This window comes from Streptomyces lacrimifluminis (assembly GCF_014646095.1).
Classification (GTDB): domain Bacteria; phylum Actinomycetota; class Actinomycetes; order Streptomycetales; family Streptomycetaceae; genus Streptomyces; species Streptomyces lacrimifluminis.
In genome coordinates this window covers 100,626-119,902 of record NZ_BMMU01000016.1, presented here as the reverse complement: position 1 = coordinate 119,902, position 19,277 = coordinate 100,626, and the positions used below count along the sequence as shown (strand labels likewise).

Below are 19,277 nucleotides of genomic sequence, written 5' to 3'. Positions count from 1 at the left end.
TTCCGGGACTACTTGCGGTTGTAGAGCCGCATCGTCACCGGGCCGAAGACCAGCACCAGCAGGCCCGCCCACCCCAGTGACCAGGCGATCTCGGCGGTCGGCCACTCGCCGGCCATCAGCTCCCGTACCGCCGACGACACATGGGTGATCGGGCTGTTGTTGACGAAGGCCTGGAGCCAGCCGGGCATGGTGCTCGGGTCGACGAAGACGTTCGACAGGAAGGTCAGCGGGAAGATCACCATCATGCTGACGCCCATCACCGACTTCTCCGTCCGCAACAGCAGTCCGAACATCGTCCAGATCCACGAGAAGGCGAAGGAGAAGACCAGGAGGAGGGCGATCCCGGCGGCCACGCCCACCACTCCGCCGTCGGGGCGGTAGCCCAGAATGATGCCGACCGTCAGCATGACCACGGACGCCATGGTGTAGCGCAGGGCGTCGCCGAGGAGATAGCCGACCATCACCGCAGGCCGCCAGATCGGCAGCGTACGGAAGCGGTCGAAGACACCCTTCTCGATGTCCGTGTTGACCGAGACGCCCGTGTACATCGTGATCATCACGACCGACATCACCAGGATGCCCGGCAGCAGGAACTGGATGTACTCGCTCGGGGAGCCCGCCAGCGCGCCCCCGAACAGGTACGTGTACATCAGCACCATCATGATCGGGAACGCGGTGACGTCGAAGAGCTGCTCCGGGACGTGCTTGATCTTGAGGATCGCGCGCCAGCCGAAGGTGAGGGACGCCGAGAGAGCGCTGGGGCGCGGCGGCCGGTCCTTGGTGATGAGCAGCGCGGCGAGTGATTCGGCGCTGACGGGGGCGAGTTCCTTCTCGGTGGTGGTGGTCGCGGTGCTCATGCCGCCGCCTCGCCTTCGGTGGTGTCGGCCGTGGAGTCGGCTTGTGTGTCGTGTCCGGTGAGGGCGAGGAACACCTCGTCCAGGCTGGGCTGGCCCAGGGAGAAGTTGTCGACGGTGATGCCGAGGCGGGCCAGCTCGGCGAGCGCGCGGGCCGCCTGTTCGGCCGCGTTGTCGCCGGTCGACGATCCGACGCGGGCCGTCAGCGCCACGGGGTCGGGCTCGCGCTGCACGGTCGCGTCGAGGGCCAGCCGCAGCACCTCCTCCGCCTGTGGCCGCTGGGCCGGATCACGCAGCCGCAGATGGACGGACCCGGCGCCGACGGACGCCTTCAGCTCGCCCTTCGTGCCCTCCGCGATCACCTTGCCCCTGTCGATGACGGCGATCCGGGACGCCAGCTGGTCGGCCTCGTCCAGGTACTGCGTGGTCAGCAGCACGGTCGTGCCCTGGGCGACCACCGCGCGCACGATGTCCCACACCTGGTTGCGGCTGCGCGGGTCGAGGCCGGTCGTCGGCTCGTCGAGGAAGAGCAGGTCGGGGGTGTTGAGGATGGACGCGGCGATGTCGATACGACGCCGCATACCGCCCGAGTAGTGCTTGACCTGTTTGCCCGCCGCGTCGGCGAGCCCGAAGGCCTCCAGAAGCTGGGCGGCGCGCTCGCGGGCGGTCCGTTTGTGGTGGCCGAGGAGCCGGCCGAGCAGCACCAGGTTCTCGGTGCCGGTGAGGTCCTCGTCCACGGACGCGTACTGGCCGGTGAGGCTCACCCTGCCGCGTACCGTGTCGGCCTCGCGCACCACGTCGTGGCCGAAGACCTGCGCCTCGCCGCCGTCGGGCCTGAGCAGGGTGGCCAGCATCTTCACGGTGGTCGTCTTGCCGGCGCCGTTCGGCCCGAGCACTCCGTAGACCGTGCCGGTGGGTACGGCGAGGTCGACGCCGTCGACGGCCCGGGTCTCGCCGAACGTCTTCACCAGCCCCGCGGTCTCGATCGCGAGGTCGGGCGCCTCGGCCGCCCTGCCCGCTCTGGCTGCCTGTGGGCTCATGTTCGGGTCCTTCCGGAGTCCTTGCGTGTACGGGGTGACGCAGAGGTAGACCGGCGGCCGGCCGGAAACTCATCGCTCGGGGGCCGCACGTCTGTACACGGTCTCTCTGCCGGGCCCGGACCGCACCTCGTTTTCTCCGGAACGGGGAGTAGCGTCCCCTCATGCATGCGATCACGATTCCCGAACCCGGAGGGCCCGAGGCACTGGTGTGGGCCGAGGTCCCCGATCCCGTGCCCGGCGAGGGCGAGGTACTGGTCGAGGTGGTGGCCGGCGCCGTCAACCGTGCCGACCTCCTGCAACGCCAGGGCTTCTACAACCCGCCGCCCGGCGCCTCCCCGTACCCCGGCCTCGAGTGCTCCGGCCGGATCGCCGGCATCGGGCCCGGAGTGTCCGGCTGGTCCGTCGGCGACGAGGTGTGCGCGCTGCTCGCGGGCGGCGGTTACGCCCAGAAGGTGGCCGTTCCGGCCGGGCAGCTGCTGCCCGTGCCCGAGGGCATCGACCTGAGGTCGGCAGCGGCGCTGCCCGAGGTGGCCTGCACGGTCTGGTCGAACGTCTTCATGATCTCCCACCTCCGCCCCGGCGAGACCCTGCTCGTGCACGGCGGCTCCAGCGGCATCGGCACCATGGCCGTCCAACTCGCCAAGGCCGTCGGCGCCAGGGTCGCCGTGACGGCCGGGACGAAGGAGAAGCTCGACCGGTGCGCCGAGCTGGGCGCCGACATCCTCGTCAACTACCGCGAGCAGGACTTCGTCGAGGAGCTGAAGCAGGCCACCGACGGCGCCGGCGCCGACGTCATCCTCGACAACATGGGCGCCAAGTACCTGGACCGCAACGTCCGCGCCCTCGCCGTCAACGGACGGCTCGCGATCATCGGCATGCAGGGCGGCGTCAAGGCCGAGCTGAACATCGGCGCGCTCCTCACCAAGCGGGCCGCGATCAGCGCGACCTCGCTGCGTGCCCGCCCGCTCACCGAGAAGACGGCGATCGTGGCCGCCGTACGCGAACACGTCTGGCCGCTGCTCGCCGCCGGTCATGTCCGGCCGGTCGTCGACAGCGAGTTCCCGATGAGCGACGCGGCGGCGGCCCACCGGGTCGTGGAGGAGAGCGGGCACGTGGGAAAGGTGCTGCTGGTGGTCCCGTAGCGAGGCGTCCCCGCCGGTCACGTCCTGCGTACGCGCAGTCGCAGCGCCAGGAGGGCGAGGCCGAGGCCGCTGCCGATCAGGACCAGTCCGCTGCCCAGCGGCAGTATCCGCAGGACCGGCCCGGAGATCGTGTCGGACAGGGCGTCGGTGTCCCGCGGCCCGTCCGGCACGGAGGTGGGCACGGGGGCGGGTACAGCCTCCTCGGACGCCGCCTCCTCGGACGCCGCCTCGTCGGGCGGCGCGGACTCCCGCCGTCCGGGACGTTCCCGCCCCTCGCCCGCCGGGCTCCCGGCCCGGGAGGCGTCGGGGGCGGGCCGGGCGACGTACGAGATGCCGTCGTACGGCGATGTCGTGCCGAGGGGGGAAGCGGCGAGCGTCGGGGCCGCCAGGGCCAGCAGGATGCCGCAGGTACGCAGGGTGTGGAGCCTTGGAGTCATGTCGGTGGCCTCCTCCCGCTGCGGAGTCGCCGGTCGGCCTCACCCGTCACCGGGGTTCGACGTGACCAGCCTCACACGCGCCCGCCCGTCCGGCATCCCGGACGGGGAGAGCCGGGCCGGACCCACCGGCCGGGGCCGCCACCTGGTGCGAGAGAATGACGGCATGGAGATGCCGAGGAACGAAAGGTCGCCGGAGAACCCCCAGATCCTGGTCGTTGGCCAGGACGGGATGGCTCTCGGCGGCGGCGGTGACGACGACTCCCGAGAGATTCCGGTGACGGACATGGTGGAGCAGCCCGCCAAGGTCATGAGGATCGGCAGCATGATCAAGCAGCTGCTGGAGGAGGTGCGCGCGGCCCCTCTCGACGAGGCGAGCCGGGTCCGGCTCAAGGAGATCCACGCCAGCTCGGTGAAGGAGCTGGAGGACGGTCTCGCGCCGGAGCTGGTCGACGAGCTGGAGCGCCTGTCCCTGCCGTTCACGGACGAGGCGATTCCCAGCGACGCCGAACTGCGGATCGCGCAGGCCCAGTTGGTGGGCTGGCTGGAGGGCCTCTTCCACGGCATCCAGACCGCCCTGTTCGCCCAGCAGATGGCCGCGCGGGCCCAGCTGGAGCAGATGCGCCGCGCGCTGCCGCCGGGTGTCGGCGGCCACGAGGGCGACGACGACCCGCGCACAGGTGGACGTACGGGCGGGCCGTACCTCTAGCCCGCCGGTCCGCCCCAGATCTCATGGAGTGGGCCCCGGTGGCCGACCGACCGGCTGCCGGGCCCCGCTCCATGAACGACCGTCCGCTCAGGACGGCGGGTAGCCCGTCGACACGTTGAGCTCGATCACCGGCATGTCCTCCGGGTCGATGTCCGCACCCGCGGAGGGGAACTGGTCCATGACCGTGTCCTTGCCGTACGTGTTCTCGGCGACCCGGGTGACCTTCATCCGCCAGCCGGCCTCCTGGAAACAGAGCTTGACCGAGGCCAGGTTCTTGTAGCGGAAGTCGGGCAGCTGGATCTTGTCCGGGTCGCTGTACGACTCCCGCGCCTCCGAGCACTCCACCGCGTCGACCGTCTTGCTCGGGTCCGGCCCCTTGTACCCCGATCCGGATCCCGACCCCGCCGTCTGCGAGGCCGAGGCGCTCGGTGTGCCGCTGTCGGTCCCACCGCCGTTGTCGTTGTCGCCCCCGCCCAGTTTCAGGGCGAGGAGCAGCCCGCCGACGGCGACGAGGGAGACGACGATCGAGCCCACGATCACCGGGGTGCCGCGCTTCCGTCCGCCTCCGGAGGAGGACGGTGCCAGAGTCGAGGGCGAGGGCGAGTACGCGGCCGGGGGCGCTTGCTGCGGCGCGTAGCTGCCGGGCGTCTGGTAGGCGGCCTGCGGCGGATAGCCGTACGCCGGAGCCGGTGTGTGCGGAGGTGTGTACGCCGGGGGCGGAGTGCCGTACGGATTCGCGTGCTGCGGGTGCGGGGTCGGCTGGTACGGGGTCTGTACGGAGCCGGGCGGCGCCGGGGCCGCCTGGTCGACCGGCGGGAACACGGCGGAGGCGACGCCCGTGCCGCTATGCGCCGGGGCGCCCGGGACGATGTTCGGGGCGGCCGACTGCAGGGAGGCGGCCACGCGCAGGCACTCGTCACGCATGGCGACGGCGCTCGGGAAACGCTCGTTCGGGTTCTTCTTCAGCGCGCGGGCGACGAGCGCGTCGACCGCCGGGGGCAGGGCGCTGTTGACCGAGGAGGGGGCGACCGGCTCCTCCTGAACATGCGCGTACGCGATCGCGAGCGGTGAGTCGGCGTTGAACGGCAGCCGCCCGGTGACCAGCTGGAACAGCATGATGCCGACCGAATAGAGGTCGGAGCGGGCGTCCACGGCCCGGCCCAGCGCCTGCTCCGGGGAGAGGTACTGCGGGGTGCCGACGACCATGCCGGTCTGCGTCATCGACGTGACGCCCGACTGCATGGCGCGGGCGATGCCGAAGTCCATGACCTTGACGACACCGCGCTTGGTCGTCATCACGTTGCCCGGCTTGATGTCCCGGTGGACCAGGCCCATCTCGTGGCTGATCTCCAGGGCCGCAAGCACGTCCGCGGTGATCTTCAGCGCCTTGTCGGCGGGCATCGCCCCGAACTGCCGTACGTCAGCGTCGAGAACGGAGCCGAGCGGCTGGCCCTCGACGTACTCCATGACGATGTACGGCGTCATCGTCCCCGCCACATCGTCCTCACCGGTGTCGAAGACCGAGACGATGTTCGTGTGCGTGAGCTTGGCCACGGCCTGGGCCTCGCGGCGGAAACGCTCGCGGAAGGCCTGCTCACGGCCCAGTTCGGTGTGCAGCGTCTTGATCGCGACCTGCCGGTCCAGGACCGAGTCGTACGCGAGGTGCACCGAGGCCATGCCGCCCTCGCCGAGCAGATCGCGCAGCTGGTAGCGCCCGCCGGCGAGTGCGTGCCCCGCGTACCGGCCGTGTGCGCCGTCCTGGCTCATGTGTCCGCGTCCCCCGTGTTTCGCCACGGCCGTACGTGATCGATCGGCCGATTCCGGGCCAAGTCTGCCGGAGGGCACTGACACGTCAAGCGCGGTGCCCGTTCCGTGACCGTACGGGAAGGAAGCGTCGCGGAAGCGTTACAGGGGCTGCACGGACGAGGCACGGGATTTGCCCGCCGATAGCCGCAACGGGTTTGATAACCGGTCCGCCCGGGACTCGTACCCGGGTTCCTTCCGGAGCTCCTCCGGGATCGTCTCCCGGATCGGAGGCTTGCGTGGAGGCTGTAGCGTGGCCGACGGAGACCGTAACAACACCGCGCACCGCGGGCAGAAACGACGGCGAGGACTGATGGCACAGCAGCGCGCTCAGGGCCCGTCCGACCCCGAGGCGGCTGGCGGCGGTATGTCAGACGCGCCTGAGCTGTGGGGCAACGGCGGACTGGTCGGGGACGGCCGTTACCGGCTCACCCACAGACTCGGCCGGGGCGGCATGGCCGAGGTGTTCGCCGCCGAGGACGTGCGCCTCGGACGGACCGTCGCGGTCAAACTGCTCCGCGCCGACCTCGCCGAGGACCCGATCTCGAAGGCCCGCTTCACGCGCGAGGCCCAGGCGGTGGCCGGGCTGAACCACCACTCGATCGTCGCCGTGTACGACTCCGGCGAGGACACGATGTCCAACGGCGGCTTCACCGGGGGCGGCGGTCAGTCCGTCCCGTACATCGTGATGGAGATCGTCGAGGGGCGCACCATCCGTGACCTTCTCATCAACGCCGAGGCGCCGGGGCCCGAGCAGGCCCTGATCATCGTCTCCGGGGTACTGGAAGCGCTTGCCTATTCGCATCAGCACGGCATCGTGCACCGCGACATCAAGCCCGCCAACGTGATCATCACGCACGGCGGCGCCGTGAAGGTCATGGACTTCGGCATCGCCCGCGCGCTGCACGGCGTGTCCACGACGATGACGCAGACCGGCATGGTCATGGGTACGCCCCAGTACCTCTCCCCGGAGCAGGCCCTCGGCAAGGCCGTCGACCACCGCTCCGACCTGTACGCCACCGGCTGTCTGCTGTACGAACTCCTCGCGCTGCGGCCCCCGTTCACCGGCGAGACGCCGCTGTCCGTGGTCTACCAGCACGTCCAGGACATTCCGGTGCCCCCGTCCCAGGTCTCGGACGCGGCGCCGCCGGAGCTCGACGGGCTCGTCATGCGTTCCCTCGCCAAGGAGCCGGACGACCGCTTCCAGACCGCCGAGGAGATGCGCGGGCTGATCCAGTACGGCCTGCAGATGCTGTACGACCAGGGCAGCCACACCGGCACCTGGAACACCGGGCCCGTGGACATGCACGACGGCCGGCACACCCCCTCGGGGGGCTTCGCGGGCACCGCGGTGATGAACCAACAGGGCGACCAGGCCGGCACCACCCAGATCCCCCAGCAGATCCTGCCCGCCGGGTACGGCGGTGGGGACGACGGCGGCTTCGCCGGCCACGGCAACCGGGGCGGCGGCCGGGGCAAGCTGTGGATACTGGCGTTCTTCGCCGTGATCGCCATCGCGGTGGGCGTAGCCCTCGCCCTGCAGAACGGCGGCGGCACGGACGGTAAAACCGATACCACGCCGACGCCGACCACCTCGAAGTCCGCGACGGCCGACGACAGCACGGCGAGCCCGACCGACGAGCCCTCCGACGAGCCGTCGAACACCGCCACTGACGACGGCAGTGGCTCGGACGGAGGGTCCCAGTGGACGCCGTCGGCCACGCCGTCGTACACGCCGTCCGCGACCCCCTCCACCGAGCCGTCGCCCACCCCGTCGGACCCGGAGACGAGCGCGGCGCCGTCGGTCACGGAGTCGGAGCCCACGGACGTGGAGACGAGCGCGGAGCCGACGGGCGACACCGGCGAGGAAGACGGCGGTACGGAGGGTGGCACCACCCCCTGACCCGCCGATCGCCCCGCCGGGTGAACGAATCGGCGGCCGGTTGACGGAAAGCAGTCTCCACGCGCGCGTGCGGCCCGAAGCGGGCTTCACGCGCGCGGGGCGTTTCAGGGGGTCTGCTTCGGCGGGTGTCAGTCCACGAACGCCTCGCACACCGCGTCGTACTCGCGCGTCCACCACACCGCGAGCGCCGACGCGGCCGGGAACTGGGAGTCGGCGCGGGTGTCCCCCCGCTCGTAGTGCCAGCGCAGCATCCAGAAGTCGTTGAGGCGCTCCCACCACACCCGGTGCACGGCGGCGGCCAGCTCGGAGGGAGTGGCCCCCGCCGTACGCCGGTACGCGCGCGCGTACTCCCGTGCCTTGGGCAGGTCGAGCGTGCCCGCGGGCCGGACGAAGAAGATCGCGGCGGCACGTACGGCCTCCTCCGCGCGTGGCTGCACCCCGAGCCTGTCCCAGTCGACGATCGCGGCCGGGGCATCCCCCTTGTAGAGCAGGTTGAACGGGTGGAAGTCGCCGTGCACCCAGCCCACCGAGCCACCCGGTGGGGGCCGCCGGTCAGCGTGCTGCTCCAGCAGAGCCCGGCGTTCCAGGAGCCGGTGGCGGGCCAGTTCGTCGAAGGCGTCGGTGGGGCGGTGGCGGCGTACGTGGGCCAGGAGGTCGTCGATGAGGGCGAAGGTGTCGGCGGGGTCGGCCGAGGGGGCCGGCGGGGCCTCGGCGAGGCTGCTGGAACCGGCCGGCTGCGGCTGCCCGGCGGGGTGGTGGGGACGGCGGGCGTCGGCCGGGTGTGGAGGCTCGGTCGGGGCGGACGGCTTGGCGGGGGGTCCGGAAGGGGTGGCGGCCCGGCTCCGCTCGGTGGTCCCGCGCTGCCAGGTCGCGTCCCGGTGGTGGGCGGCTTCGCCCGGTCGGCCGGGTGCTCCCCCTCGGCCGGGTTCTGCCCCTCGGGCGGCCTCTTCTTGCCGGGCGCGGCCGGGGCCACCCTGTTCGGGAGGCCGTCCTCGACCGGCGTCCTCCCTCCGACCTGCGGTGGGTTGCCGGCCTGCGGTGAGTTCCCACGCGGCGATCCCTTCCCCGCCTGCGGTCAGATCCCATCCCGCGGCGCCTTCCCGGCCCGCGGTCAGATCCCGACCCGCGGTCGGGTTCCGGGGGACTGCCCGGTTCTGTCCGGCGGCCTCGCGCCCGCCCGTGCCCCGGTGGCCCGGTGCCCGGCCCCGCGTCGGCATCACGTGTTCCAGGCTCGCGTGGACCACGCCCAGCAGCGCGCCCAGCCGGCCGCACTGGACGGTGCTGAGCTGGCCGCCGTGGCGGTGGCGGCCGTCGATCCAGGGGTGCAGGGCGTAGGCGTGGCCGCCGACGACGGCGACCGTCCGTCCGTCGCGGCCGGGCAGGGGCGGGGCCACCGGGACGCCGAGGTCCGCGAGGCGCTGGGTCGCCCGGTGCTGACGGGCGATCGCGGCGGGGTCGGCGGTCTCGGGGTCGAAGTGGTGCTTCAGGAAGTAGTCGCCGCGCGTGGTGGCGAGCCGGTAGCCGCGGTTCAGCAGCCCCTGGTCGACGGGGTCGCAGGTCAGCGCGGACCCGGCGGAGTACTGGCGGAGGAGGGCGCCCAGCGGGGGCGCATGGGACGCAAGGGGTGGTACAGATGAGCGCGGCACGCGCCAGATGGTAGGGCACGAGCCGGGCGCGTGAGCGGGGCGCTTGTCGCAGGCAGTCACAGGTGACCGCGGGAAGTCACGGACAGTCGGAATCGATCACGGAGTGCACTGTGGCGAACTGGGGTTCGACTCTGAGGTAGACGGGATCGAAGGGAACGCCGTCCACGGAGCGCGGGGCCGGGCCGAACCGGTCGAGCTCGGCTGCGGTCGGCTCGACGGCGGCGCACTCTCCGACGACCTGCACGGACCACGACCCGCTCCGCGCGGTGGGAACATCCGCGCCGTACGCGACGACGCCGCCCACGCACGCCCGGTGGTACCCATGCCCCTTGTGCAGACGCAGCAGGACCCGGCCGTCCACGACGATGTGCCGGGCGGAGGCCAGGAAGGGCAAGGCGCGCATGCTGGTCGCGACCCGGCCGTGCTCGACCCGGCCGAGAAGATCGGCGGCGCGCTGTTCGTCGGTCGGCATGCACCCAGGGTGCGTGCCGGGAGAAGGGGCGCACCAGGGGCCCTCGCCCCGAGAAGAGGGGTCTTAGGTCCCGATTCGGGGGGTCACCCCTCAAAACCCTGCCGCGGCCCCTGTCGCTCCGCCCGCATCCGCGCCACGTACGCAGCCGCCTGGGAACGCCTCTGCATGCCCAGTTTGGACAGCAGTCCGGACACGTAGTTCTTGATCGTCTTCTCCGCCAGGTGCAGTTGTTCGCCGATCTCCCGGTTGGTGAGCCCCTCGCCGATCAGGTCGAGGATCCGGCGTTCCCGCTCGGTGAGGTTCGCGAGCCGCTCGTCGCCCTTCGCCGGGTCGCCGCCGTCCCGCAGCCGTTCCATGACGCGGGCGGTCGCGACCGGGTCTAGCAGGGACCGACCTGCGGCGACATCCCGGACGGCCGCCAGTAGTTCATGTCCGCGGATGGCCTTCAGGACGTACCCGGAGGCGCCCGCCATGATGGCGTCGAAGAGGGCCTCGTCGTCGGCGAACGAGGTCAGCATCAGGCACTTGACGCCCGCGTCCCACGAGCGGATCTCGCGGCACACCTCGACGCCGCTGCCGTCCGGGAGCCGTACGTCCAGGACGGCCACGTCCGGGCGGGTGGCCGGAATCCGCGCCAGCGCCTCCGCCGCCGTACCGGCCTCGCCGACCACCTCGATGTCGTCCTCGACCGAGAGCAGTTCGCGGACTCCCCGGCGGACGACTTCATGGTCGTCGAGGAGAAATACGGTGATTTTTCCATCTTCGGGCACGCGGACAGTCTCACATACCGGCTCTTCCCGTGAGCTGGGTCAGCGGGATAACGTGCCGTTGTTCCGGCCCCCTGCAAGGCTGTGACCAGGGTCCCTTTCCGACTTGCTTATTTTACTTGGATTTCCAAGCAAAATGGCAGGTCAGGGGGGTTTCATAGAAATATGACGCACTGGGTAACGTGCTCCTTGCGGGACGCCGGCCGGGGCGCCTGTCACGCCTGTTCCCGGCCGAGTGGCACCCACCCCGTGCACGGGCATCGGGTACAGGTGACCGCACTGGTTACCCGGCAACCCCGGGGCCGGACCGACGGAGGAGTACACGTGACCGTGGAGAGCACTGCCGCGCGCAAACCGCGACGCAGCGCCGGAAGCAAGACCGGTACCACCCGCACCACCGCCCAGAGCGCCGACGCACCGGCCGCCGACGCGCCGCCCACGGCCGCGAAACGCGTCACCGCCAAACGTGCCGCCACCAAGAAGCCGGCCGCGAAGCCGGTCGTGAAGGCGGTCGCGAAGCCGGCCGGGACGGGCACCGATCCGGACCTCGTCCAGCTGCTGACCCCCGAGGGCAGGCGGGTCGAGAACGCCGCCTACGACCCCTACGTCGCCGCCCTCACCTCCGACGATCTGCGCGGCCTGTACCGGGACATGGTGCTGACCCGCCGCTTCGACGCCGAGGCCACCGCCCTCCAGCGCCAGGGCGAACTGGGCCTGTGGGCCTCGCTGCTCGGCCAGGAGGCCGCCCAGATCGGCTCCGGCCGCGCCACGCGCCCCGACGACTACGTCTTCCCGACCTACCGGGAGCACGGTGTCGCCTGGTGCCGGGACGTCGACCCGACCAACCTGCTCGGCATGTTCCGGGGGGTGAACAACGGCGGCTGGGACCCCAACAGCAACAACTTCCACCTCTACACGATCGTCATCGGCTCGCAGACCCTGCACGCCACCGGCTACGCGATGGGCGTGGCCAAGGACGGCGCGGACTCCGCGGTCATCGCGTACTTCGGGGACGGCGCCTCCAGCCAGGGCGACGTCGCCGAGTCCTTCACCTTCGCCTCGGTCTACAACGCACCCGTGGTGTTCTTCTGCCAGAACAACCAGTGGGCCATCTCCGAGCCGACCGAGCGTCAGACCCGCGTCCCGCTCTACCAGCGCGCGCAGGGCTACGGCTTCCCCGGCGTAAGGGTGGACGGCAACGACGTGCTGGCCGTCCTCGCGGTGACGAAGTGGGCCCTGGAGCGGGCCCGCCGCGGTGAGGGCCCCACGCTGGTCGAGGCGTTCACGTACCGCATGGGCGACCACACCACCTCCGACGACGCGAGCCGCTACCGCCACGACGACGAGCGGGTGGCCTGGGAGGCCAAGGACCCGATCGCGCGGCTGCGCACGTACCTGGAGGCCTCAAACCACGCGGACGAGGGATTTTTCGCGGAACTGGAGGCCGAGAGCGAGTCGTTGGGCAGGCGAGTACGCGAAGTGGTCCGTGCCATGCCGGACCCGGACCCCTTCGCGATGTTCGAGCACACCTACGCCGACGGGCACGCGCTCGTGGACGAGGAGCGGGCCCAGTTCGCCGCCTACCAGGCGTCGTTCACGGATGTGGAGGGGGCATGACCATGGCGGCAGAGACAGTGACTTCCAGGACTGTGACTTCCCAGAGCATGGCCCTGGCCAAGGCGATCAACGAATCGCTGCGCAAGGCCCTGGAGTCGGACCCCAAGGTCCTGATCATGGGTGAGGACGTCGGCAAGCTCGGCGGCGTCTTCCGGGTCACCGACGGCCTGCAGAAGGACTTCGGCGAGGACCGGGTCATCGACACCCCGCTCGCCGAGTCGGGCATCGTCGGCACGGCCATCGGCCTCGCCCTGCGCGGCTACCGCCCGGTGGTGGAGATCCAGTTCGACGGCTTCGTCTTCCCGGCGTACGACCAGATCGTCACCCAGCTCGCGAAGATGCACGCCCGCGCGCTGGGCAAGATCAAGCTCCCGATCGTCATCCGTATCCCGTACGGCGGTGGCATTGGCGCGGTCGAGCACCACTCGGAATCCCCGGAGGCGCTCTTCGCGCACGTGGCGGGCCTCAAGGTGGTGTCCCCGGCCAACGCGTCGGACGCGTACTGGATGATGCAGCAGGCCATCCAGAGCAACGACCCGGTGATCTTCTTCGAGCCGAAGCGGCGTTACTGGGACAAGGCCGAGGTCGATGTGGAGGCCATCCCGGGCCCGCTGCACAAGGCCAAGGTGGTCCGCGAGGGCACCGATCTCACCCTCGTCGCCTACGGCCCGATGGTGAAGCTGTGCCTGGAGGTCGCGGGCGTGGCGGCCGAGGAGGGCCGGTCCCTTGAGGTCCTCGACCTCCGGTCGGTCTCCCCGCTCGACTTCGACACCGTCCAGGCCTCGGTCGAGAAGACCCGCCACCTGGTCGTGGTGCACGAGGCACCGGTGTTCTTCGGCTCGGGCGCGGAGATCGCCGCCCGGATCACGGAGCGCTGTTTCTACCACCTGGAGGCCCCGGTGCTCAGGGTCGGCGGCTATCACGCCCCGTATCCGCCGGCGCGCCTTGAGGACGAGTACCTACCGAGCCTGGACCGGGTGCTCGACGCCGTCGACCGCTCGCTTGCGTACTGAGGAGAGGGACGTGACGACGATGACTGACGCGTCCGTTCGCGAGTTCAAGATGCCCGACGTGGGCGAGGGACTCACCGAGGCCGAGATCCTCAAGTGGTATGTCCAGCCGGGCGACACGGTCACCGACGGGCAGGTGGTGTGCGAGGTCGAGACCGCGAAGGCGGCCGTCGAACTGCCCATCCCGTACGACGGGGTCGTGCGCTCACTGCACTTCCCCGAGGGCACGACGGTCGACGTGGGTACGTCGATCATCGCGGTGGACGTGACGGGCGGGGCCGGTGCCACGGCGGAGGTCCAGGCCCCGGTTGCCGCCGAGGCACCCGAGGAGGCGAAGCCGCAGGCCCGCCAGCCGGTCCTCGTGGGCTACGGCGTGTCCGTCTCCTCGACCAAGCGCCGCCCCCGCAAGGGTGCCGAGGTGCCGGCCCGGGAGGTCGCGGCGGCGGTCCAGCAGGAGCTGAACGGCCACAGCGAGCGGGTGGAGGCCAACGGGCACAACGGGCACGGTGGCCCCGGCGCCCTCACCGGCACGGCAGGCCAGGCTGTCCTGGCCGCGGTGGCCGGGCGTCCGCTCGCCAAGCCGCCGGTGCGCAAGCTCGCCAAGGATCTCGGCGTCGACCTGACGACGGTGACGCCGTCGGGCCCCGACGGCGTCATCACGCGCGAGGACGTGCACGCGGCGGTGGCCCCGGTGACCCCCGAGCCGGTCCGCACGGCCCCGGCCGCCCCGGCGGTCCCGGCGCCGGCCGCCTCGTACGACGGCACGCGGGAGACGCGTGTCCCGGTCAAGGGCGTACGGAAGGCGACCGCGGCGGCGATGGTCGGCTCGGCGTTCACGGCGCCGCATGTCACGGAGTTCGTGACGGTGGACGTGACGCGGACGCTGAAGCTGGTCGAGGAGCTCAAGGGGGCCCCCGACTCGTACGGGTTGGCGGGTCTGCGGGTGAACCCGCTGCTCCTGATCGCCAAGGCCCTGCTGGTCGCGATCAAGCGCCATCCGGACATCAACGCGTCCTGGGACGAGGCGAACCAGGAGATCGTGCTCAAGCACTACGTCAACCTGGGTATCGCGGCGGCCACTCCGCGCGGCCTGATCGTCCCGAACATCAAGGACGCCCACGACAAGACGCTCCCGCAACTCGCGGAGGCGCTCGGCGAGTTGGTGTCCACGGCGCGGGAGGGCAGGACGTCTCCCGCGGCCATGCAGGGCGGCACGGTGACGATCACGAACGTCGGCGTCTTCGGCGTCGACACGGGCACGCCGATTCTCCCTCCCGGCGAGGCGGCGATCCTCGCGGTCGGCTCGATCAGGCTCCAGCCGTGGGTCCACAAGGGCAAGGTCAAGCCCCGCCAGGTGACGACCCTGGCCCTCTCCTTCGACCACCGGCTGGTGGACGGGGAGCTGGGCTCCAAGGTGCTGGCGGACGTGGCGGCGATCCTGGAGCAGCCGAAGAAGCTCATCACCTGGGCGTAGACACCTGGGCGCAGGCACCCGGGCGCAGGGAGCCGTGACGCACGAAGGGGGCCCACCGGAGTGGGCCCCCTTTGTCATGCAAGCGTGCCGGGTGTCAGCCCAGGCGCGCGAAACCGTAGTTCATCAGCTTCTTCGCGTCCGCCGTGCGGTTGGCGACCGAGGTGGAGGCGAGCACCGTGCCGATGACCGTCTTGCCGTTGCGGGTCGCGGCGAAGACCAGACAGTACTTGGCCTGCGGGCCGGAACCGGTCTTGACGCCGATGGTGCCGGAGTAGCCGGACAGCAGCGGCTTGTTGGTGTTCTCCCAGCTCATCCAGCGGGTGCCACCGGTCTTGGTGGTGACCTTCTCCTTGAAGTTCTGCGTCTTCACTATCGCGCGGAAGGCGCCGTTCTTCATGGCGTTGCCGGCGAGCTTCGTCAGGTCGCGCGGCGTCGAGTAGTTCGAGCCGTTGCCGATGCCGTCGAAGCTGTCGAACTTCGTGCTCGGCATGTCGAGGCTCCGGGCCATGCTGTTCATCTTGCCGATGAACGACTTCACCCGGGCGGCACGCGTCGAGCCGGTGCCGAACTTGTCCGCGAGCGCGTACGCGGCGTCGCAGCCCGACGGCAGCATCAGCCCGTACAGCAGCTGACGGACGGTGACCTTGTCGCCGACGATCAGGCCGGCCGAGGAGGCGGTGTTGGCGACGATGTAGTCGCTGTAAGCCTTCTGGATCGTGACCTTGGTGTTGAGGTTCAGGTTCGGCTGCGACAGCACGACCTTCGCCGTCATGATCTTCGTCGTGGAACCGGTGGAGAGTTTGTTGTTCGGGAGCTTCCCGTACAGGATCTGGCCGTTGGCGTTGTTCATCAGATAGCCGCCCTTGGCGGTGATCGTCGGAACGGCGGGAGCGGCCTGCGCGGGCGCCGCGGTGAGCGCTCCGGTCGCGAGCACGGCGCCGGTGGTGACCACCACGGCTGCGGCTCTACGAAAACGGATGCCCTGGATGCCGGTTATCAACTTCAATACCCCGATTACGTCTGAATCGTCCGAATGCCCCTGGAGAGCGGCCGAGTTGGCCGAATCGACGGAACGTCGCTCTCGTGTGACTCGTAACTAGCACAGTTGGTTGTGCGCGTGCTGAGGCGGGTTCCTCGAATTTCCCTTTCCGAGAGACGCCGTACGGCTCTCCGTGGTTCCCGCGACCCTTCCTGACATTGAACTGTTGTCCGCGCGGCGACGTCACGCCCCGAACGGGGATCGGTTCCGGGGTCGGTCCATATGGCGGACGGCCGCCCTCATGGGTACGTGTTGTATCTATGCTGTCGCCATGAACAGCCCGGCCGTGCAGCACGTCAAGCAGCCTCCCGCCGCCGACCGCGTCTACGCGCACGTCAAAGAGGGCGTCCTGGACCGCCGTTACGAGGGCGGGACCCTGCTCACCGAAGGCGAACTGGCCGAGGCCGTCGGGGTGTCGCGCACGCCGGTGCGCGAGGCGCTGCTGCGCCTGGAGGCCGAGGGGCTCATCAAGCTCTACCCGAAGAAGGGCGCGCTCGTCCTGCCCGTCTCCGCGCAGGAGATCGCGGACGTCGTCGAGACCCGGCAACTGGTCGAGGAGCACACCGTCCGCAAGGCGGTGCCCGCCTCGCCCCGGCTCCTGGCCCGCCTCACCGAACTGCTCGAACGGCAGCGCGAGCAGGCCGCCGCAGGCGACCTCGCGGGCGCTGCCGTGACCGACCGGTGCTTCCACGCCGAGATCGTCCGCAGCGCGGGCAACGAGATCCTCTCCCGGCTGTACGACCAACTGCGCGACCGGCAGCTGAGGATGGGCGTCGCCGTCATGCACGCCCACCCCGACCGCATCACCAAGACGCTCACCGAGCACCAGGAGATCCTCGACGCGCTGCGCTCGGGCGATGCGGAGGCGGCGGTCGCGATCGTGCACCGGCACGTCAGCTGGTTCTCCAACCTGGCCCGGGGCGAGGTCCGATGAGTCCCAGGCCCATTGCCGCCGCCGGCTCCGGGTCCGGATCGCTGCCCGGCGATCCTCCCGGCGGGCGTCGTGCCGTCCTCGTCTGGTCCGTGGGCGTCTCGGTCTACTTCGTCGCCGTCATCTTCCGTACGTCCCTGGGGGTGGCGGGGCTCGACGCCGCCGACCGTTTCCACGTGGGCGCGTCCGCGCTGTCGACCTTCTCGATCCTCCAGCTCCTCGTCTACGCGGGCATGCAGATACCGGTCGGTCTGCTCGTCGACCGCCTCGGCACGAAGAAGGTGCTGGCCATCGGGGCCGTTCTGTTCACGGCCGGGCAACTGGGCTTCGCGTTCTCCCCCTCGTACGGCACGGCCCTCGCCTCCCGTGCGCTGCTCGGGTGCGGGGACGCGATGACGTTCATCAGCGTGCTGAGGCTGGGGTCCCGGTGGTTCCCGGCGCGCCGCGGGCCGATGATCGCGCAGCTCGCGGGGCTGGCCGGGATGGCGGGCAACCTCGTCTCGACGCTCGTCCTGGCCCGGTTGCTGCACGGCGTCGGATGGACGGCGGCCTTCGCGGGCAGCGCGGTCGCGGGCGTGGTGGTGCTCGTGCTGATGCTCGTGTTGCTCCGTGACCATCCGGACGGGCACGAGCCGGAGCCGTTCCCGCACCAGGGGGCCGCGTACGTGCGCCGGCAGATCGCCGCCTCGTGGCACGAGCCCGGGACGCGCCTGGGGCTGTGGGTCCACTTCACCACCCAGTTCCCGGCGATGGTGTTCCTGTTGCTGTGGGGCCTGCCGTTCCTCGTCGAGGCGCAGGGGCTGACGCGGGCGACGGCGGGGGAGCTGCTCACCCTGGTCGTGCTGTCGAACATGGTGATCGGCCTGGTGTACGGCCAGATCGTCGCCCGGCACCACACGGCGCGGCTGCCGCTGGCGCTGGGCACGGTGGGCGCCACGGCGGTGATGTGGGCGGTGACGCTCGCCTACCCGGCGGTGGCCAGCGCGGACCACGCCCCGATGTGGCTGCTGGTGCTGCTGTGCACGGTGCTGGGCGCCTGCGGACCCGCCTCGATGCTCGGCTTCGACTTCGCCCGGCCCGCGAATCCGCCCGAGCGTCAGGGGACGGCTTCGGGGATCACCAACATGGGCGGTTTCGTGGCCTCGATGACGACGCTGTTCGCGGTCGGTGTGCTGCTGGACGCGACCGGGGACAACTACACCGCCGCGTTCTCGTTCGTGTTCCTGCTGCAGGGGGTCGGCGTCAGCCAGATTCTGCGGTTGCGGAAGCGGGCCGCTCTGCGGGAGTCGGAGCGGTTGGTCGCCAGCAGGGTTTCTACGGTGCACGTTCCGGTGTAGGTGCGGGGTGTTGGTGTGGGTGTCTCTGGGGGCTGCCGCCCCCAGGCCCCCGCTTCGGCCCTGAAGGGCCTCAAGCTCCCCCAGAGGGGGTACCCCCGGACGGGCAGAAATGGGCTGCCGAGCCTCAGGGAGTCACCGCGAAGTGGCGCAGGATCGCTGCCGTGAGGCCCGGGTCGCCCTCCGTCTTGACGCGGTCGGCGACCGCCTCCGGGGTCACCCGGCCGCAGGCCAGGCGGTAGTAGGTCTCCCAGTCGAGGGCGAAGCTGGCGGCGGGGCCGAGGGCCGGGGACGATTCCAGGGTGCCGCGGCCGTTGATGTCGACGCGGATCGTGCGCAGGAACTCGATGGGGCCGTGCACGTCGAAGACGATCGCCGAACTGCGCGGCGCCCCCGCGTCCTTGGCGACGACCTTCGGCAGCGCGGAGAGGAGCATGTCCCGCGTAATGTGCGCGCCGGGCGAGTCCAGGTTGCCGGGCCGGCCGAGGGCGGTACGCAGGTCCTGCTCGTGCACCCACACGTCGAACGCCCGGTTGCGCATGAGGTCTTCGAGGGCGGTCTCCCGGCCGTAGAGGCCGCGGATCATCGTCCCCGGTTCGCGTGACTCGTTGCGCAGCTGGCGGTTGCGGCGGATGACCGTGTACTCCAGCTCGGACGTCATCTCGGGGGCCGTGTGGTGCCGCCGTACGTCGACCTGCATCTCCATGTACCGCTGCTGCTCGTTGGTGACGTGGTAGAGGTCGCGCGGGAGCGTGTGGATGGGGCGCGGGTCGCCGAGCATCTCGCACTCCAGGCCGATGACATGGGAGACCACGTCACGGACCGACCATCCTGGGCATGGGGTCCGGCGGTTCCACTCGCCCTCCACGAGCGGTGACACCAGCTCGGATATCGCGTCGATGGAGTGGGTCCAGGCGTCGGCGTAGGGCTGGAGAGTGGGATGCAGACTCACGGAACGGGACCCCTCGGGCGGTCGGTACGCGGGCAGTGGCGACGGCGGATGACGGCGGGTGTCGACGGCGTTGTCGGCGGCGGTGCCAGGGTGGTGTCGGAGGCGGTATCGGTGTCGGTGCCAGGGTTGGTATCGGTGGCGGTGCGGCGT

The 19,277-nt window shown here is 70.8% G+C and carries 16 protein-coding genes and 2 pseudogenes; 8 read left to right on the top strand and 10 right to left on the bottom strand.

The features are described 5' to 3' along the window. Positions 1-8 precede the first annotated feature (8 nt). A complete protein-coding gene (locus IEY89_RS23515) occupies positions 9-857 on the bottom strand; it encodes an ABC transporter permease (protein WP_189149447.1) in 849 nt (282 codons plus the stop codon). Further along, positions 854-1,894, bottom strand: a complete 1,041-nt coding sequence (locus IEY89_RS23510; protein WP_189149446.1) for an ATP-binding cassette domain-containing protein — start codon at positions 1,892-1,894, stop codon at positions 854-856. The genes IEY89_RS23515 and IEY89_RS23510 overlap by 4 nt, the downstream gene beginning before the upstream one ends. Before the next feature lie 161 nt (positions 1,895-2,055). On the opposite strand from IEY89_RS23510, the gene IEY89_RS23505 reads away from it, so the two are divergent. Continuing rightward, on the top strand, positions 2,056-3,036 hold the full coding sequence (locus IEY89_RS23505; protein ID WP_189149445.1) for an NAD(P)H-quinone oxidoreductase: 981 nt from the start codon (positions 2,056-2,058) through the stop codon (positions 3,034-3,036). A 17-nt stretch (positions 3,037-3,053) separates the two neighbouring features. Here IEY89_RS23505 and IEY89_RS23500 read toward each other — a convergent pair whose 3' ends face one another. Further along, complete coding sequence (locus tag IEY89_RS23500; protein WP_189149444.1) at positions 3,054-3,473, bottom strand: hypothetical protein; 420 nt, start codon at positions 3,471-3,473, stop codon at positions 3,054-3,056. 163 nt (positions 3,474-3,636) lie between these two features. Here IEY89_RS23500 and IEY89_RS23495 point away from each other — a divergent pair, with 163 nt between their 5' ends. Further along, positions 3,637-4,179 carry a bacterial proteasome activator family protein gene (locus tag IEY89_RS23495; protein ID WP_189149520.1) on the top strand — a complete coding sequence of 181 codons (543 nt, stop codon included), beginning with the start codon at positions 3,637-3,639 and terminating at the stop codon, positions 4,177-4,179. A gap of 87 nt (positions 4,180-4,266) precedes the next feature. Here IEY89_RS23495 and IEY89_RS23490 read toward each other — a convergent pair whose 3' ends face one another. Continuing rightward, positions 4,267-5,946, bottom strand: coding sequence for a Stk1 family PASTA domain-containing Ser/Thr kinase (locus IEY89_RS23490; RefSeq protein WP_189149443.1), 1,680 nt, complete (start codon positions 5,944-5,946; stop codon positions 4,267-4,269). A gap of 349 nt (positions 5,947-6,295) precedes the next feature. On the opposite strand from IEY89_RS23490, the gene IEY89_RS23485 reads away from it, so the two are divergent. Next, positions 6,296-7,885, top strand: coding sequence for a protein kinase domain-containing protein (locus IEY89_RS23485; protein WP_373287284.1), 1,590 nt, complete (start codon positions 6,296-6,298; stop codon positions 7,883-7,885). Positions 7,886-8,013: 128 nt separating this feature from the next. Here IEY89_RS23485 and IEY89_RS41980 read toward each other — a convergent pair. The 4 genes and pseudogenes from IEY89_RS41980 to IEY89_RS23470 all read right to left on the bottom strand — a co-directional run. Further along, positions 8,014-8,586, bottom strand: a pseudogene (locus tag IEY89_RS41980) (phosphotransferase); the annotation flags it as partial. 498 nt (positions 8,587-9,084) lie between these two features. Further along, positions 9,085-9,531 (bottom strand): annotated as a pseudogene (locus tag IEY89_RS41975) (phosphotransferase); the annotation flags it as partial. A 76-nt stretch (positions 9,532-9,607) separates the two neighbouring features. Then, positions 9,608-10,003 (bottom strand): pyridoxamine 5'-phosphate oxidase family protein, encoded by a 396-nt coding sequence (locus tag IEY89_RS23475; protein WP_189149442.1) that lies wholly within the window; start codon positions 10,001-10,003, stop codon positions 9,608-9,610. Positions 10,004-10,086: 83 nt separating this feature from the next. Beyond that, a complete protein-coding gene (locus tag IEY89_RS23470) occupies positions 10,087-10,773 on the bottom strand; it encodes a response regulator (protein WP_189149441.1) in 687 nt (228 codons plus the stop codon). 321 nt (positions 10,774-11,094) lie between these two features. Here IEY89_RS23470 and pdhA point away from each other — a divergent pair, with 321 nt between their 5' ends. Genes pdhA through IEY89_RS23455 form a run of 3 tightly spaced genes read left to right on the top strand, consistent with a single transcriptional unit; the run spans position 11,095 to position 14,871 of the window. Beyond that, complete coding sequence (gene pdhA / locus IEY89_RS23465; protein WP_189149440.1) at positions 11,095-12,387, top strand: pyruvate dehydrogenase (acetyl-transferring) E1 component subunit alpha; 1,293 nt, start codon at positions 11,095-11,097, stop codon at positions 12,385-12,387. Between the two features lie 47 nt (positions 12,388-12,434). Further along, positions 12,435-13,400 (top strand): alpha-ketoacid dehydrogenase subunit beta, encoded by a 966-nt coding sequence (locus IEY89_RS23460; protein ID WP_189149517.1) that lies wholly within the window; start codon positions 12,435-12,437, stop codon positions 13,398-13,400. A gap of 10 nt (positions 13,401-13,410) precedes the next feature. Continuing rightward, a complete protein-coding gene (locus IEY89_RS23455) occupies positions 13,411-14,871 on the top strand; it encodes a dihydrolipoamide acetyltransferase family protein (RefSeq protein WP_189149439.1) in 1,461 nt (486 codons plus the stop codon). Between the two features lie 94 nt (positions 14,872-14,965). Here IEY89_RS23455 and IEY89_RS23450 read toward each other — a convergent pair whose 3' ends face one another. Beyond that, the gene (locus tag IEY89_RS23450) at positions 14,966-15,871 is read right to left on the bottom strand and encodes a D-alanyl-D-alanine carboxypeptidase family protein (protein ID WP_189149516.1); all 906 of its coding nucleotides are present in this window, start codon (positions 15,869-15,871) and stop codon (positions 14,966-14,968) included. A gap of 310 nt (positions 15,872-16,181) precedes the next feature. Between IEY89_RS23450 and IEY89_RS23445 the strand changes: the two genes are divergently transcribed. Beyond that, on the top strand, positions 16,182-16,844 hold the full coding sequence (locus IEY89_RS23445; protein ID WP_189149438.1) for a GntR family transcriptional regulator: 663 nt from the start codon (positions 16,182-16,184) through the stop codon (positions 16,842-16,844). Further along, positions 16,841-18,178 carry an MFS transporter gene (locus IEY89_RS23440; RefSeq protein ID WP_189149437.1) on the top strand — a complete coding sequence of 446 codons (1,338 nt, stop codon included), beginning with the start codon at positions 16,841-16,843 and terminating at the stop codon, positions 18,176-18,178. Before IEY89_RS23445 ends, IEY89_RS23440 begins: the two co-directional genes overlap by 4 nt. Positions 18,179-18,302: 124 nt before the next feature. Here the strand turns inward: IEY89_RS23440 and IEY89_RS23435 are convergent, their stop codons facing one another. Then, positions 18,303-19,127: a maleylpyruvate isomerase family mycothiol-dependent enzyme gene (locus tag IEY89_RS23435; protein ID WP_189149436.1), complete on the bottom strand. Its 825-nt coding sequence runs from the start codon at positions 19,125-19,127 to the stop codon at positions 18,303-18,305. Between the last annotated feature and the right edge of the window lie 150 nt (positions 19,128-19,277).

Excerpts from the sequence above, each read along its gene's own strand:
- IEY89_RS23505 (WP_189149445.1), top strand. The coding sequence starts at position 2,056 with ATGCATGCGATCACGATTCCCGAACCCGGAGGGCCCGAGGCACTGGTG.
- IEY89_RS23475 (WP_189149442.1), bottom strand. The coding sequence starts at position 10,003 with ATGCCGACCGACGAACAGCGCGCCGCCGATCTTCTCGGCCGGGTCGAG.
- IEY89_RS23445 (WP_189149438.1), top strand. The coding sequence starts at position 16,182 with ATGAACAGCCCGGCCGTGCAGCACGTCAAGCAGCCTCCCGCCGCCGAC.
- IEY89_RS23460 (WP_189149517.1), top strand. The coding sequence starts at position 12,435 with ATGGCCCTGGCCAAGGCGATCAACGAATCGCTGCGCAAGGCCCTGGAG.
- IEY89_RS23515 (WP_189149447.1), bottom strand. The coding sequence starts at position 857 with ATGAGCACCGCGACCACCACCACCGAGAAGGAACTCGCCCCCGTCAGC.
- IEY89_RS23495 (WP_189149520.1), top strand. The coding sequence starts at position 3,637 with ATGGAGATGCCGAGGAACGAAAGGTCGCCGGAGAACCCCCAGATCCTG.
- IEY89_RS23500 (WP_189149444.1), bottom strand. The coding sequence starts at position 3,473 with ATGACTCCAAGGCTCCACACCCTGCGTACCTGCGGCATCCTGCTGGCC.
- IEY89_RS23490 (WP_189149443.1), bottom strand. The coding sequence starts at position 5,946 with ATGAGCCAGGACGGCGCACACGGCCGGTACGCGGGGCACGCACTCGCC.
- IEY89_RS23485 (WP_373287284.1), top strand. The coding sequence starts at position 6,296 with ATGGCACAGCAGCGCGCTCAGGGCCCGTCCGACCCCGAGGCGGCTGGC.
- IEY89_RS23440 (WP_189149437.1), top strand. The coding sequence starts at position 16,841 with ATGAGTCCCAGGCCCATTGCCGCCGCCGGCTCCGGGTCCGGATCGCTG.
- IEY89_RS23510 (WP_189149446.1), bottom strand. The coding sequence starts at position 1,894 with ATGAGCCCACAGGCAGCCAGAGCGGGCAGGGCGGCCGAGGCGCCCGAC.